Below are 15,002 nucleotides of genomic sequence, written 5' to 3'. Positions count from 1 at the left end.
CACCTCCTTCGTTTTCTATTCAACAGTGATATTATTCTATCATCTTCTCACAAAAAAAGCAAGTGTTTTTTTCATTTTCTGCATAAAAACTTTTTCCTCGAAAAAACTATCCTTGTAAGGAGGGATTGCGCATGGCTTTCCGCACCGATCTGGCCGTTGAGGCAATCGAAAACCATAAAACAGCCGCTGCCCTGCCGCATGTCCGGCAGTCCGATCGCACGCTTGAGGGCTTCGCCGTACACGAGGTACGCATTCTCTCAGAGGATGCTGCCCGCGAGATCGGCAAGCCGCAGGGGCGCTATCTCACGCTTGAGCTGGATGCACTCATCCGCCGTGAGGAAGATGCGTTTCCGCGTGCCTGCAAGGCGCTCAGCACGCTGCTGCGCGAGCTGCTGCCGCATCCGAATGACGGTCCGGTGCTCATTGCCGGGCTGGGCAACCGTATGATAACCCCCGATGCCATCGGTCCGCAGACCGCCGATCATGTCATTGCTACGCGGCATCTGGTAGCGCAGTCACCCGCTATTTTCGCGGACTGGCGGCCCGTTTCCGCACTGGCTCCGGGTGTGCTCGGACAGACCGGCGTCGAGACCGGCGAGGTCATCTGCGGTGTGCTCGACCGCGTGCGCCCTGCCGCTGTCATCGCCGTGGATGCGCTTGCCGCCGGTCGGCTGTCGCGGCTGCTGCGTACGGTTCAGCTGGCAGATACCGGCATTACGCCGGGGGCCGGCGTGGGAAACGCCCGCGCAGCGCTCAACAAGGAAACACTCGGCGTGCCGGTTATCGCCGTTGGCGTGCCGACCGTGGTGGACGGTGCAACGCTCGCACATGAGATCAGCAGCCAGCTCGGGCAGCCTGCCTGCGAAGCGCTGGACGACCTCTCTCAGCCGGTGATGATCACCACGCGCGACATTGACCGCGAGGTTGCCGACATCTCCCGCATGATCGGCTATGCGGTCAACATGGCGCTGCATCCGCACCTCAGTGTTGCCGATATCGACCTGTACCTCTCGTGACAGGTTTCGGGCATACTCGCACGCTGTACGGCGTATGATAGATAGCATGAAACAGCAAGGAGGATGGCGCAATGAAGCGGCGTAAACATCAGAAATTCCGATCGAGAGGCGGCATCCGCCTGCCTGCCGCCATCACCCTCTGTCTGGCGCTGTCGCTGCTGATTTTTTCCCGGGCAGGCGGCGAGCCGATCGCACAAAAGGCACTGACTGGTCTGGCTCGCAACAGCGGCTTTGTCACCCGCGCAATGGCGCTCGAGTTCGGCGTTTCGCCGGAGGATACCGCCGAGGTGTACACGCCGCGCACGGCTGCCGCAGCGCGGGATGAGCAGGCGGAAAATCCGCTTGCAGAGAGCACCTATGTGCCCTCGTCCGACACCGAGAACGACAATCCGGTGCTGTCGGCCGCTGACAAGGCTGCCACGGTCTCCATCAACAACGAGACCTCGTATGACGTGGATGCGGCAGACTGTCTGGCCGCAGACGAGCATTTTTCCGCTGATGGAGATGGGCCGCAGGTGCTTATCTATCACACACACAGCAGCGAAAGCTACACGCCGGATGCCGCTTTTCCGTATACACCGACCGAGACCGAGCGCACGACCGATACCAATTACAATGTAGTGCGCGTCGGTGACGAGCTGCAGAAGGTCCTCGAGAACAACGGCATTGAGGCCGTACATATCCGCGAAATTTTCGATTCGCCCGTGTACACCGGCGCGTATGACCGCTCGCTTGCCGTGGTTGAGGACACGCTGGCAGAATATCCATCCATCACAACCGTCATTGATGTGCACCGCGACTCGATCCTGACCGATGACGGCCGCGCCTACAAGACCTCCTGCACGATAAACGGCGAGGAAACTGCACAGCTTATGCTTGTGGTCGGCACAGATGACGGCGGCCTGTATCACCCGGACTGGCAGGAGAACCTGAAGCGTGCAGCATCGCTGCAGTACCGGCTCAACCGCACCTATCCGACGCTCATGCGTCCGCTTAATCTGCGGACCCAGCGTTTTAATCAGCATGCAACGCACAGCGCGTTTCTGGTGGAGGTAGGTTCGTCGGGCAATACGATGACAGAAGCGCTGAAGGGAATCAAATTATTTGGCGAGGTTCTTTCGGCCGAATTGACCACTTGACCGCAGGGCGGAATGAGGTCACCCCGCCCTACAAGATAACTTTCCGAATAATTTTTATCATAGTGCGCACCCTAACTCGGGGTGAAACTATGGAAACGATCACATTTACCGCCGATCTGGAACGAAACATCCGCATGATGCAGGAGCTGTTCCGGAACGACGATACGCTTATCATACGGCGTGCCATCGGTCAAAACGGACTGCGCTGTGCGCTGTTTTTCTTTGACGGCATGGTAAATTCCCTTGCCATCAACCAGAGCCTTGTGCGGCCGATCCTGCGCTGTGAGCAGCCGCGGCTTTCCGCCGATATACTCGCCGCCGCTGTGCTCCAGGCCGACGAATGCCGCGTGGAAACCGATATGAACAAGGTATTTGCCGCCTTTCTCTACGGCGACGCCATTGTACTGACTGACGGCGATGCACGTCCGGTTCTCGTCAACACCAAGGGCTTCGACAAGCGCAGCACCGCCGAGCCGGAAAACGAGCGCGTGCTTTCCGGCCCGCGAGAGGGCTTCACCGAGTGCTTTATGCCCAATCTGGCGCTCATCCGCCGCCGCGTGAACGACCCTCGGCTGAAATTCCGGTTTATGCGCGTCGGCAGCCGCACGAACACCAACGTGTGCCTGTGCTATATCGCCGGACTGTGTGAAAACAGTCTGGTTGAGCGTCTGGAAACGCGTCTGACCGCGCTCGATATCGACAGTGTGCTCGACTCCAACTATCTTGCCGAGCGCATCCGCGACCACCGCTGGTCGCCGTTTCCGACACTCGGCACGACCGAACGGCCGGACGTTGCCGCTTCCCGTATGCTGGAGGGTCGGTGCGTCATTGTCGTGGACGGCAGTCCGGTAGCGCTCACAGCGCCGTTTCTGTTTCAGGAGTGCTTTCAGTCCAACGACGACTACTATATCAGCTTTCTGCAGGCGAATCTTTCGCGCATCCTGCGTGTCATCGGATTTGTATTCACGATCACGTTTCCCGCCATGTACGCCGCACTCATGCTCTATCACCGAGAATTAGTGCCCGCGCGGCTGCTGTTCGCTGTCTCCGCCGCACAGCGCGGCGTTCCCCTTCCCATCGGTTGGGAGATTCTCCTGATGCTGTTCGTGCTCGAGGCGCTCAAGGAAGCCGGAGCGCGAACGCCCGGTGCCATGGGACAGACGATGAGCATTGTCGGCGGTCTGGTGCTCGGTGACGCGGCAGTTTCCGCGCGATTTGCCGCCGCACCGACCGTTATCGTAGTCGCTATCGCGGGTGTCACCGGTCTGATGGTGCCCAAGCTGCAGACTGCTGCCCTGTGGCTTCGCTTCGTGCTGCTCGCTGCTGCAGCCTCCTGGGGACTGTATGGCGTTGGTCTTGCACTCGGATTAACACTCGCAGCACTGTGCCGCATGCACTCGTGCTCGGTACCGTATCTGCTCAATCTGGTGCCGCGCATCTCTGCCGAGCACGAGGACACCTGGCTTCGCTATCCATGGTTTTTCATGCGCTGCGACCGCTTTGCCGTCAAACGCCCGTCGAAGGAGGAACGCCCGTGAATCTGCTCAGATTCCTGCCGCTGCTGCTGTTGCTGTGCGGCTGTGCGAGAGAGGTTTCGCCGGTATCCGCGCTTGCGCTCGACTGCAAAAACGGTGTGTACTGCCTGACCGCCGAGGTTGTGCGGCAGGACTCGCCGGACGACACCGCCGCACCGGCTTACCTGTCCGCCACCGGAACCGATGTAACGGACGCACTGCGCAACCTGCGCAGTATCCTGCCGGGCGACCTGTATTTGAGCCATGCACAGGTGCTGCTTTTAAGCGAGGATGCGGTTTCCGAGAGCATTCTTCCGCTGGCGGACTATCTTTGCCGTGAAAACGATGTGCGGCTCAGCCTGCGGGCAGCCGTCGTGCGGGACGGCTCTGCCGCCGAGCTGCTGGAGAACGACAACGAGGTGTACGCGCTCAGCGAGCTGCTTGACCGCTCCGCGCAGGACGGCATTCTGCCGGATATGCCGCTGTACCGCGTCACCGATGTGCTGCACGCAGACGGCACGGCCATTCTTCCGGCCTTGCGCGTGGATGCGTTCGGACAGACAGCACCGGCAGGCACGGCAGTGTTCAAAAACGAACGGCTGAACTGCTTTTTAGACGGTGAGATCGGCGGTGGCGCCTATGCGTGAGCGGCTGTTTCCGCGGTGGTGTACGGCGCTGTTTGCCCTGCTGCCGATGAGCGAATTACTGTATCTTCCCGCCGACGGGCAGAGCGTGTACGCCGCTGCACTCGCGTGTACGGTCTGTGCACTGGCCGGTATCGGAGCAGCAAGGCTGTCCGACCGTATTCGGCATTCGGCTCCTGCACAATGGGTGCTCGCCCTGACCTCGCTGTTTCCGCTGCTTGCATCCATCGCCCGCATGAGCATTTTCCTGCAGAAGACCGTGTTCACCGGACGCTCATGCGGCAGCACAGTTGTGCTGCTGACAGTCTGCATCCTGTTCATGGCATCAATGGGGCTCAACCGCTGTGCCATGTGGGCACTGCCGATTGCGTGGCTTGCCGGTACGGTACTCCTGCTCTCCGGCGTGCTGACATTCACACAGCTTACGCCTGCCAGCTTTTCCGCACCGACAGCGGCATTGCTGCCGCAATTCCGGCATATTCTGTACTCCCTGCTGCCGGCATCGGTCGTACTGGCGTTTTCTCTGCCGGAGACCAGGCTGTCCGCAAGCGTGTCGCGCGGACTCAGCGCAGGCGGTGCATTGCTCGCACTCCTGCTGCTGCGCACAGTGCTACTGCTTGGAGCTAACACCGCTGCCCTACTCCCCTATCCGGCGTTCACTGCCGCCGGACTGGCTGCCATCGGCAATTTTGCCCGACACGGCGAGGTATTCTTCGCAGTGCCGCTCCTCCTGTGTGAGGTTGGCCGATGCGCCGCACTTGTCTGCGCGCTGCTGTATCCGTTCACACGCACCTGCGGCGTTTTGCACCTGCGCCGACCGCAATAGGATTTGGGCAACACCGCACAATTAAAACTGCGGTTCCTTGCGCAGGCTCCGGTCGCGCTGCCGCGGCGCTTTGCGCAAATCGCTCTTGTTCAATTATGCGGTATTGCCCTTGTTTTCCTCTCCCAATTCTGCTATAATGCAAACAGCAGAGCAAAGGAGATTACGGCATGAATATTCAGATTTTCGGTAAAAACAAGTGTTTTGATACCAAAAAAGCGCAGCGATGGTTCAAGGAGCGCGGCATTAAATTCCAGATGATCGACCTTGCGCAAAAGGGCATGTCCAAGGGTGAACTGGACAGCGTGCTGAAGGCTGTCGGCGGACTGGACAACCTGCTCGACCAGAAAAGCAAGAGTTATGCGTCGCTTGCCTACCTCGCCTACGACGAGGACAAGAAGGAAAAGCTGCTCGAGGACGGCACGCTGATGAAAACGCCAATTGTCCGCAACGGCCGTCAGGCAACTGTCGGCTACCAGCCCGATGTTTGGGAGCAGTGGGAATAACTTCTCCAAAGCCGTTCTATGCCTCAGAACGGCTTTTTCCGTGTCCGTTGTCCGCTTTAGCGCCTTGTATAAAATATTTTTAGGAAAATGCTGTCATTTCGCAAAATATACCCTCTTTCTGTATCTGCTGTCTGATAAACTATGTTCGATAATAAGAAGCGGCATTGATTTATGCTTCTGATTTCATGCGAAAGTGAGGGAGAGCTCATGAAGAGAAAAGGCAAGCGTTTTCTTGTTCTGCTGACCACCGCCAGCCTGAGTCTGAATATGCTCGGCATCAGCGCTTTTGCAGCAGAAGATTCTCCGGAGACGGACGCTGCTTTCGTTTCAGAGATCTCAAAGAACGAGACTGATTCATCTGTAAACCGTCCGGATTCCGAGGTTCCGGAGATTTCCTATGAGCCGATCATTATCGACATTCCCGATGGACCGATTCCGGCCGGTGAAACCTGCGATAACGAGGTTTCGGCTACTGATATTGCAGAGAACGATATCCCAACGTCTGACAGCTTCAAGGTGCACTTGTCTGACGGCTCATCCAAGCTGTGGATAAGCGTAGGGGTTGTCTCCGGTGCAGGCGTGATTTTCACTGCCATGTGCCAAAAAGGCAACGAGAACCGGTAAAAACAATAAACGCCCACTCATTTTTGAGCGGGCGTCTTTTCGTCTCACAGGCATAGCATAAAAACAGCTCAGGCATTGCTGAGCTGTTTTTATGCGCTTTATGCAGTTAGTTCTTGAGGCTCTGAATCGGAGCCGGAATACGGCCTCCGCGGTTAATGAACTTCGCGGGAGAACCGGTCTTGATCGGCATGATCGGAGCCGAGCCAAGCAGACCGCCGAACTCGACCATATCACCGACTCCCTTGCCGATGGCCGGGATAACACGGACAGCAGTGGTCTTGGTGTTGACAACGCCGATTGCGATCTCGTCCGCGATCAGGCCGGAGATGACCTCAGCAGTGGTGTCACCCGGAACAGCAACCATGTCGATACCAACCGAGCATACCGCAGTCATTGCTTCGAGCTTCTCAAGGGTCAGTGCGCCTGCCTGAGCCGCCGCAATCATGCCCTCGTCCTCGGAAACCGGAATGAATGCGCCGGACAGACCGCCGACACTCGAGGATGCCATAACGCCGCCCTTCTTAACGGCATCATTCAGCATCGCGAGGATTGCGGTCGTGCCGCAGCCGCCGCAGACCTCCAGACCAACTTCCTCCAGAATACGCGCAACCGAGTCACCGATCGCCGGCGTCGGTGCGAGAGACAGGTCAACGATGCCGAACGGCACACCCAGGCGCTGGCTTGCCAGTGCGCCGACCAGCTGGCCCATACGGGTGATCTTGAACGCAGTTTTCTTGATCACGTCAGCTACCTCGCCGATGGAGCAGTCACCTGCGCGGCGAATTGCGGACTGCACAACGCCCGGACCGGAAACGCCAACGTTGATAACGGTCTCCGGTTCACCGATGCCGTGGAACGCACCGGCCATGAACGGGTTATCGTCTACCGCGTTGGCAAAAACGACCAGCTTGGAGCAGCCCATGGAATCATTGTCCTTGGTCAGTTCTGCGGTCTGCTTGATGATGCGGCCCATCAGACCGATGGCATCCAGATTGACGCCCGCCTTGGTGGACGCAACGTTGACCGACGAGCAGACCAGATTGGTCTCCGCCATTGCCTCCGGAATGGAGTTGATCAGGATTTCATCGCCCTTGGCAAAACCCTTCTGCACCAGAGCCGAGAAGCCGCCGACGAAGTTGACGCCAGTGGTCGCAGCGGCACGGTCAAGCGCCTTGGCCAGCGGTACATAGCTGTTTGCCGAGGAGGTCGCACCGACCATGGCGATCGGCGTTACCGAAATACGCTTGTTGATGATCGGGATACCAAGCTCGCGCTCAATCTGCTCGCCGGTGGCAACCAGCTTTTCCGCGCGGCGCGTTACCTTGTCGTATACCTTGTCTGCCAGCACATTGATGTCGTCCGCTGCAAGGTCGCGCAGCGAAATGCCCATCGTGATGGTACGAATGTCGAGGTGCTCCTCCTCGATCATCTTAATGGTTTCCAGAATATCTTTCGTGTTGATCATAGACATTTAACTAAACCTCCTGAAAAATTGAGAGTTGAGAATCGGTTACCTGCTCTCGATTCCGTCAATTTGTCAGATTTTGTGCATTGCGTCGAAGATGTCCTCGTGCATGGTGTGAATCTTCATGCCGAGTTCCTCACCATCCTTGTCAAGCAGGTCGATGAGCGTGTTGAAGTCTACGGTGCACTTGTCGATGTTTACCAGCATAACCATTGCAAATACATCTTCCATGACGTTCTGCGAAATGTCGATGATGTTGACCTGCTGCTCATAGAGCGTGTTCGAAATCTTGGCGATGATACCGGTACGGTCCTTGCCTGTTACTGTGATTACTGCGCGCATAGTGATTCCTCCATTTTTGCGTATATGTTAATTTATCACAAACAAATGAATAATGGAAAATTGAGAATCCGTCGTTCTCAATTATTCTCCGGCTTCCACCACAGCATTGATAATGCTGTTGGAAACCAGAAACCCCTGTTCGGTGAGATACCACCGTGTTCCCTCGTGAGCGGCAAGACCGTGCTTTTCCAGCATGCAGAATACCTGCTCGTAAGGAGCCGTACTGACATGGTATCGGTTTTCGAGATCGTGCATATCCGCACCGTCCGAGGTACGCAGACGCACCATCAGGTATTCGCCCTGCCGCCGGAAGTCCGAGACCTCCTCCTCGTCCTGCGGGATGCTCTCACCGCTGATATAAGCCCTGATATCCCGGGCAAACGCGAACCGGCGGCCATTCAGGAAAGAATGGGCGCCCGGTCCCAGTCCGAGATAGTCGGAAAGATCCCAGTATTTGAAATTATGCCGGGAACGAAAACCCGGTTTTGCGAAATTTGATATTTCATAGTGCTCGAAGCCGTTCCTGCAGAGCAGTCTGCACATGGCAAGATAGGTATCTGCCTGCGTGTCGTCATCCGGCAGAACCGGATTTTCACGTCCCATCGGTGTTGCAGGCTCCAGTTTGAGTCCGTAGCACGACAAATGCTGCGGATTCAACGTCAAACACTGCGTTACCGAGTCGAGAAACTGCGCCTGCGTCTGGTCCGGCAGGCCGTACATCAAGTCAAGGCTGATGTTGGTAAAGCCGCACTGCCGTGCGAGTTCTACGGCTGCCTGTGCCTGCGCAAAGTCGTGGATACGGCCGATGCGTTTAAGCTCGGTGTCGTGCGCCGCCTGCACGCCAAACGAGAGCCGGTTGACGCCGTGCTTATGCATGGCCTCCAGCACCGCTTGATCCGTGCTCTCCGGATTGCATTCCACCGTGATTTCGGCGTTTTCCGCAATTGCAAAGCATGCCCCGACCGCCTGTAAAATCTCGCTGAGATAGCCTGCGCCAAGGCAGGTCGGCGTGCCGCCGCCGATGTACACGGTATCGACCGTGTAACCGGAACAGCGTTCGCCGTACGCCTTTATATCACGAATCAGCGCCGCCGTGTAATCGGCTTTGAGTGACGCATCCGTGATCGAATAAAAATCGCAGTACGCGCACTTTTTCACGCAGAACGGGATGTGCAGGTAGAGGCCGAGCGGCTTGCCGCCTGTTGCAGCGTTAGTTTTCTTCATCGAGTTTAAGCACAGCCATAAAAGCCTCGGTCGGCAGCTGAACCGTGCCGAGCGCACGCATCTTCTTCTTGCCTTCCTTCTGCTTTTCGAGCAGCTTCTTCTTACGCGTGATATCGCCGCCGTAGCACTTAGCCAGTACGTCCTTGCGAAGCGCCTTGACGGTTTCACGAGCGATGACCTTGCCGCCGATGGCTGCCTGGATCGGCACCTCAAACAGCTGACGCGGGATATTCTCCTTCAGCTTTTCGCAGATACGGCGGGCACGGCCGTAGGCCTTGTCGCGGTGCGCGATAAAGGACAGCGCGTCCACCTGATCGCCGTTGAGCAGCATATCGACCTTGACAAGATCGCTCTTGCGATAGTCGATAAATTCATAATCGAGCGATGCATAACCCTTGGTACGAGCCTTGAGCGCGTCGAAAAAGTCATAAATAATCTCACCGGTCGGCATTTCGTAATGCAGCTCGACCAAATTGGAGTCCAGATACTGCATATCCTTAAAAATGCCGCGGCGGTCCTGGCACATCGGCATGATGTTGCCGACAAACTCCTGCGGCGTCATGATGGACGCCTTGACATACGGCTCGCGAGCCTCCTCGATAACATCCGGACTCGGATAATCGTGCGGATTATCGCAGCGCTGCACGGTGCCGTCGGTCTTGCTGACCTCATAGATAACGCTCGGCAACGTGGTAACAAGGTCGAGGTCGAACTCGCGTTCGAGACGCTCCTGAATGATCTCCATGTGCAGCATACCGAGGAAGCCGCAGCGGAAGCCGAAGCCGAGTGCGACCGAGCTTTCCGGCTCAAACGACAGCGCTGCGTCATTGAGCTGCAGTTTTTCAAGTGCGTCACGCAGGTCGGGATACTTGGAGCCGTCCTCGGTGTAAATACCGCAGAATACCATCGGACGTGCCGGGCGATAGCCGGGCAGCGCCTCCGGCGTCGGATTTTCCACACCGGTAACGGTATCGCCGACACGAGTGTCGGATACCTTTTTAATAGAGGCGGTAAAGTAGCCTACCTCACCGGCACACAGCTCCTGCTGCGGAGACAGACCGAGCGGCAGCATATAGCCGCACTCAAGCACCTGAAATTCGGCACCGGTGGCCATCATTTTGACCTTCATGCCCGGGCAGATCTTGCCGTCAAGCAGGCGCATGTAAACGACAACGCCCTTGTACGGGTCATACTGGCTGTCGAACACGAGCGCACGCAGCGGCGCATCCGCATCGCCCTCCGGCGCCGGAATATCAGTGACGATACGCTCGAGCACCTCGTGAATGTTGATATTCATTTTTGCGGAAATTTCGGGCGAGTCCTCTGCCGGAATGCCGATGATATCCTCGATCTCCTTCTTGACGCGCGGCGCGTCTGCCGCCGGCAGGTCGATCTTGTTGATGACCGGCACGACCTCCAGACCGGCGTCAATGGCAAGATAGGTGTTGCCGAGCGTCTGCGCCTCAATACCCTGTGCCGCATCAACAACCAGAAGCGCACCCTCACACGCCGCCAGAGAACGCGAAACCTCATAGTTGAAGTCCACATGTCCCGGGGTGTCGATCAGATTCATTTCGTAGGTCTTGCCGTTGTCCGCGGTATATTCCATGCGGACAGCACGCGCCTTGATGGTAATGCCGCGCTCGCGCTCAAGCTCCATATTGTCGAGTAGCTGCTCCTCCATTTCACGCACGGAAACGGCCTTGCACTGCTCCAGCAGACGGTCTGCCAGCGTAGATTTGCCGTGGTCAATATGCGCAATGATGGAGAAATTGCGAATTTGCTCGCGATTTTTCACGTCGAAAGCTCCTTATCTGTAAACTGTAAAGCGAACAAGGTAATACCGCATAATGGAACAAGTGTGATTTGCGAGTAAATTTCGTGTACTGACTATACACAGTTTTGCGGTAATACTTGCTGTATTACCGTGAAACCGGAACGAAGTCAGGGCGCAAAATTTCCGCAAAGCACCGCAGCTTTCATTGTGCGGTGTTACCTCAAATATAGGCTCATTATAGCATATTTGACGGGGTGTCACAAGCGTTCTTTCGCAGTTTGCGTTTGTTTCTCTGCTGCAAACGTGAATTTTGTATTTTTTCATAAATTTCATTTTCTGATAAAGGGAATTTCATGCAAAGCGGTTATTGCACTATCATGGTGAAGCGGTAAACCGACAAAGAATTAACAGTGGCTGGCGGTTTGGGTAAAACAAAAAGCACCGAATACATCGGTGCTTTTTTGATTTAGAGCGGCTGACGAGGCTCAAACTCGCATCCACACCCCGACCTCTGATTTTATGAAAGTGGAGGAAGTGAGTGTGCTGCGGATAAAAAAAACACCGAATTACATCGGTGTCCTTTGATTTGGAGCGGCTGACGAGGCTCGAACTCGCATCCACACCCCGCAAAAGCCGCAGGCTTTCACGGGGACCCCGACCTCTGATTTTACGAAGGTGGAGGAAGCGAGTGTGCTACGGATAAAAGAAAAACACCGAATTACATCGGTGTCCTTTGATTTGGAGCGGCTGACGAGGCTCGAACTCGCTACCTCCACCTTGGCAAGGTGGCGCTCTACCAGATGAGCTACAGCCGCATATTTGGTTTTTCGCGCTAACGCGATTTTTTGACTCGAAGATGGGTTACTTGCCGCTCCGACGCTACATCTCCGGGCGGAATCGCTTTTTCTGCGGAAAAAGCCACGCTGGTTGAAATATGCCACCGGCATATTTCCAAGAGCCAGCTTTCGATTCCTCAGCACGGAGGTATTATTTTTTAATGAGTGCCAATGGCACTCATTAAAAAATGGTGCCTCCGGGCGGAATCGAACCACCGACACGGGGATTTTCAGTCCCCTGCTCTACCGACTGAGCTACAGAGGCGTTTTTTACAGCGCTTGTTTAGTATATTATATTCTCTCAGAAATGTCAACAACTTTTTTCAAAATTTTTTGTATATTCTGCAAGCAGACGAAAACAGTCACAGCAGTTCAGTCTGTGACTGTTTCACTTTTCTCTTCCGTTTACGGCGGATTTGTCCCCACAACAAGTCCGCCGCTCTATCCTTTTCATGCGGGAGCAGCCACACGGTGCAGCCCAAAATAGTTCAAGCGAAACGCGCCTCCTTTATGTATGCCTGGTCATCTATACTGTCTGCCACCTGCCTTGCCGTTTCAAATGTCGGATAGCGTTCTCTGCAAACCTCATCATCCGCCGATACGGCAGCCGACAGACTGATCTGTGAATCAATCGAGTCCAGTTTCCACACGCCGTTCTCTTTCTTCATAGTCGCAGTGATGGTATCCCGATTGACCGGCAGCTCCACCGAAAATCCCTGCTCCGGATTGCCGGAGATCCGTTTATCCCAAACAACGGTCTGTGCCTGCACCACCGCCGTCATTCGGTCTGCATACAGCCGCACGCTGTCAAATCGGCAGTCGGCCACGCCGCCGAACTCGCTGTATTCTACATCAGAATCGCAAGCCGTCAGAAAATCCTCGTTCAGTGCAATGTATCGTTTTCTGCAGGGATTTTTCTCGGTGTAGTACTGCTCCACCCGTGAAGTGTATGCCGTCTGCAGTTCCGTGCGTTCCCGCTCGGTCAGGTCGGCCGGTGAGCCGGTCTCCGACGGATAGCACCCTATCCGCATCTGCGTTTCCATCGCGCCGAGGAACGCCCTCTGTACATTTTTCGCTTCCTGCGCACGGTCGGAGACAACGGCCGCACCGCCTGTGCAGACAGCTGCCGCAGCCAGTACGCCGCCTAATCGAAACCATATCCTGCGATTGTTCATGCACTCCCTCCTTTCCGGCTCTCCTGTCCTGCTCATACTATATAGACGAATGTCCTTCCGGTTTTGTGACACGCTCCCGCAAAAATTTTTGAATTTTTGCGGCATGAGAAAAACCGGCCTGCAAATCCGCTCTTTGGATTGCACAGCCGGACACAATATGCTATAATCTGCTAAAATAACAGGCAGGAAGGCGTAAAAATGTTTCTCTATCTGGCAATGATCGACTCGGATGCGGACAAGTCCAAGTTCGAGATTCTTTACAGCGAATACAAAAATCTGATGTACTACACCGCAAACCGCATTCTGTGCAACAGCAGCGATACGGAGGACGTGGTGCATCAGGCTTTTCTCAAAGTCATCGAAATTCTGGATACCATTTCTTCACCAAGGTGTCACAAAACGCGTGCGCTGCTCGTCACTATTACCGAGCACAAAGCAATCGACCTGTACCGCGAAAAGCAGCGCCGCAATGTCCTGCCGCTTGCCGAGGAATATATTGGAGCTGCGCCTGCCGCCGAGATCGAGCGTCTCGCCGCGCGCGACGCACTGGCCGCCGCTATCGCGTCCCTGCCGCCGCGTTACCGCTCGGTACTGCTCCTGCGGTACGACTGCGGCTATTCCAACGCGGAGATTGCGAATATTCTGGATACGACCGAGCCGAACGTGCGCAAGCTCATCCAGCGTGCCAAGGAAAAACTCAGCGCAGCGCTGAGCGAGATGGAGGAACCGTAAATGAAGATCACTGACGATATGCTGTCCGCGCAGGCCGCCGAAGCGCGCGAACTGTGGCTGCAAGCCTGCACGCCGGATGCGCTGCCCGAGCACCGTTTCTCCCGAAAATTCCGGCGTGAAATGCGCCGTCTGGTGCGTGCACAAAAGCACTCTGCAGCGTTTAACCGGAGCCTCCGTCTTGCGCGCCGCACGGCCGCTGTTCTGCTGCTTTCCGCTGCGGTTTCGTTCGGCTGCGCGATGAGCGTAGAGGCATACCGCGTATCGCTTATCAATACTGTCGTGCGCGTGTTTAACGACCTGACCGACTATCGTTTTTCATCGGCCCTGCCGTCCGAAACCGACAGCAAGGCGTTCACACCGCCGGTTCTGTTCGATCTGCCGGATACCATGCACAAAACCGATGAGCACAGCACACCTAACGGCTATACCGTCACCTACGAGAGCACTACCGATTTTCTCGACCTGACCTGCACCCGGATTACGGACACTTCGGAGGCACACAAGCTCGTGGACACAGAAAACGCATCCGTTACCGAATTTGCTTTGCACGGCAGCCCGGTTACGATGATCGAGAAAAACGGCACGGTCACGCTCCTCTGGACGCACGATGACATCGTCTATCACCTGTACAGCAGCCTGTCCGCTGATACCTGCCGCAAACTCATCGAGAATCTGCAGTAATTCTCTGCTGATATTACAGCTGAGTAGCAAGAGCAAAATTAACACAAATTGATAGAAGATTTTTAGGCATTGTGTACATCATACACAATGCCTTTACTTTTTACACTTTATAAGCACTTTTTTAGGGTAATTCGAGGTATTTTAAGCACGCCAACAAGGAGTGACTTTTTTCGCCACTCCTAAAATGAGAAAATATGCGATTTTGATGGCTTATTCCTGCTGCTGCATATACAGTTCGTACACTGTATTAGAGGTTGCCCAACTGAGAACCTTGCGTGGATAGTTATTGATCCAGTCCTGCAAAGCAGCGATCTGTGCTGCCGTCACCTTGGAGAAGTCAGTACCTTTTGGAAACCATCGCCGGATTAGACGGTTAGCGTTCTCATTAGAACCACGCTCCCAGCTATGGTGGGCATGACAGTAATATACTTTCGTGCGTTTCTCACTCTTGCGCAGGCCGGAGTTCTCCATGCCATCTACATTGGCAAATTCGCTGCCGTTATC

Annotated in this window: 15 protein-coding genes and 2 tRNA genes; 9 read left to right on the top strand and 8 right to left on the bottom strand. The window is 55.6% G+C overall.

Annotated features, from left to right (window positions below; all coding sequences use genetic code 11):
• Positions 1-131: 131 nt before the first annotated feature.
• The 7 genes from gpr to C7386_RS03855 all read left to right on the top strand — a co-directional run bounded on the left by gpr (position 132) and on the right by C7386_RS03855 (position 6,266).
• On the top strand, positions 132-1,016 hold the full coding sequence (gene gpr / locus C7386_RS03885) for a GPR endopeptidase (RefSeq protein ID WP_110436957.1): 885 nt from the start codon (positions 132-134) through the stop codon (positions 1,014-1,016).
• Positions 1,017-1,087: 71 nt separating this feature from the next.
• On the top strand, positions 1,088-2,155 hold the full coding sequence (gene spoIIP, locus C7386_RS03880; RefSeq protein WP_116704887.1) for a stage II sporulation protein P: 1,068 nt from the start codon (positions 1,088-1,090) through the stop codon (positions 2,153-2,155).
• Positions 2,156-2,244: 89 nt separating this feature from the next.
• On the top strand, positions 2,245-3,693 hold the full coding sequence (locus C7386_RS03875) for a spore germination protein (RefSeq protein ID WP_110436959.1): 1,449 nt from the start codon (positions 2,245-2,247) through the stop codon (positions 3,691-3,693).
• On the top strand, positions 3,690-4,316 hold the full coding sequence (locus C7386_RS03870; protein WP_110436960.1) for a Ger(x)C family spore germination protein: 627 nt from the start codon (positions 3,690-3,692) through the stop codon (positions 4,314-4,316). The genes C7386_RS03875 and C7386_RS03870 overlap by 4 nt, the downstream gene beginning before the upstream one ends.
• Positions 4,309-5,139, top strand: a complete 831-nt coding sequence (locus tag C7386_RS03865) for a hypothetical protein (protein ID WP_110436961.1) — start codon at positions 4,309-4,311, stop codon at positions 5,137-5,139. The genes C7386_RS03870 and C7386_RS03865 overlap by 8 nt, the downstream gene beginning before the upstream one ends.
• Before the next feature lie 167 nt (positions 5,140-5,306).
• A complete protein-coding gene (locus tag C7386_RS03860) occupies positions 5,307-5,642 on the top strand; it encodes an arsenate reductase family protein (RefSeq protein WP_110436962.1) in 336 nt (111 codons plus the stop codon).
• A gap of 207 nt (positions 5,643-5,849) precedes the next feature.
• Positions 5,850-6,266 (top strand): hypothetical protein, encoded by a 417-nt coding sequence (locus C7386_RS03855; protein ID WP_110436963.1) that lies wholly within the window; start codon positions 5,850-5,852, stop codon positions 6,264-6,266.
• 106 nt (positions 6,267-6,372) lie between these two features.
• Here C7386_RS03855 and C7386_RS03850 read toward each other — a convergent pair whose 3' ends face one another.
• The 7 genes from C7386_RS03850 to C7386_RS03820 form a co-directional block, all read right to left on the bottom strand.
• Positions 6,373-7,731 carry a PFL family protein gene (locus C7386_RS03850; protein ID WP_110437238.1) on the bottom strand — a complete coding sequence of 453 codons (1,359 nt, stop codon included), beginning with the start codon at positions 7,729-7,731 and terminating at the stop codon, positions 6,373-6,375.
• 72 nt (positions 7,732-7,803) lie between these two features.
• Positions 7,804-8,073, bottom strand: coding sequence for an ACT domain-containing protein (locus C7386_RS03845; RefSeq protein ID WP_110436964.1), 270 nt, complete (start codon positions 8,071-8,073; stop codon positions 7,804-7,806).
• 81 nt (positions 8,074-8,154) lie between these two features.
• Positions 8,155-9,297: a radical SAM family heme chaperone HemW gene (hemW, locus tag C7386_RS03840; RefSeq protein WP_110436965.1), complete on the bottom strand. Its 1,143-nt coding sequence runs from the start codon at positions 9,295-9,297 to the stop codon at positions 8,155-8,157.
• Positions 9,284-11,095, bottom strand: a complete 1,812-nt coding sequence (gene lepA, locus C7386_RS03835) for a translation elongation factor 4 (RefSeq protein WP_110436966.1) — start codon at positions 11,093-11,095, stop codon at positions 9,284-9,286. The genes hemW and lepA overlap by 14 nt, the downstream gene beginning before the upstream one ends.
• A gap of 718 nt (positions 11,096-11,813) precedes the next feature.
• Positions 11,814-11,889 (bottom strand) — tRNA-Gly (locus C7386_RS03830).
• A 210-nt stretch (positions 11,890-12,099) separates the two neighbouring features.
• A tRNA-Phe gene (locus C7386_RS03825) sits at positions 12,100-12,175 on the bottom strand.
• 223 nt (positions 12,176-12,398) lie between these two features.
• Positions 12,399-13,085 (bottom strand): hypothetical protein, encoded by a 687-nt coding sequence (locus C7386_RS03820; protein WP_116704886.1) that lies wholly within the window; start codon positions 13,083-13,085, stop codon positions 12,399-12,401.
• 198 nt (positions 13,086-13,283) lie between these two features.
• On the opposite strand from C7386_RS03820, the gene C7386_RS03815 reads away from it, so the two are divergent.
• Positions 13,284-13,817 carry an RNA polymerase sigma factor gene (locus C7386_RS03815; RefSeq protein WP_116704885.1) on the top strand — a complete coding sequence of 178 codons (534 nt, stop codon included), beginning with the start codon at positions 13,284-13,286 and terminating at the stop codon, positions 13,815-13,817.
• Positions 13,818-14,498: a DUF4367 domain-containing protein gene (locus tag C7386_RS03810; RefSeq protein ID WP_116704884.1), complete on the top strand. Its 681-nt coding sequence runs from the start codon at positions 13,818-13,820 to the stop codon at positions 14,496-14,498.
• Between the two features lie 210 nt (positions 14,499-14,708).
• Here the strand turns inward: C7386_RS03810 and C7386_RS03805 are convergent.
• Positions 14,709-15,002: IS30 family transposase (locus C7386_RS03805; protein ID WP_116704883.1), on the bottom strand; the 294-nt coding region annotated here is incomplete at its 5' end.

It is taken from the genome of Agathobaculum butyriciproducens, from assembly GCA_003096535.1.
GTDB lineage: Bacteria > Bacillota > Clostridia > Oscillospirales > Butyricicoccaceae > Agathobaculum > Agathobaculum butyriciproducens.
Note: the sequence above shows the minus strand (reverse complement) of the source record. Positions and strands in the feature narration are given on the sequence as shown.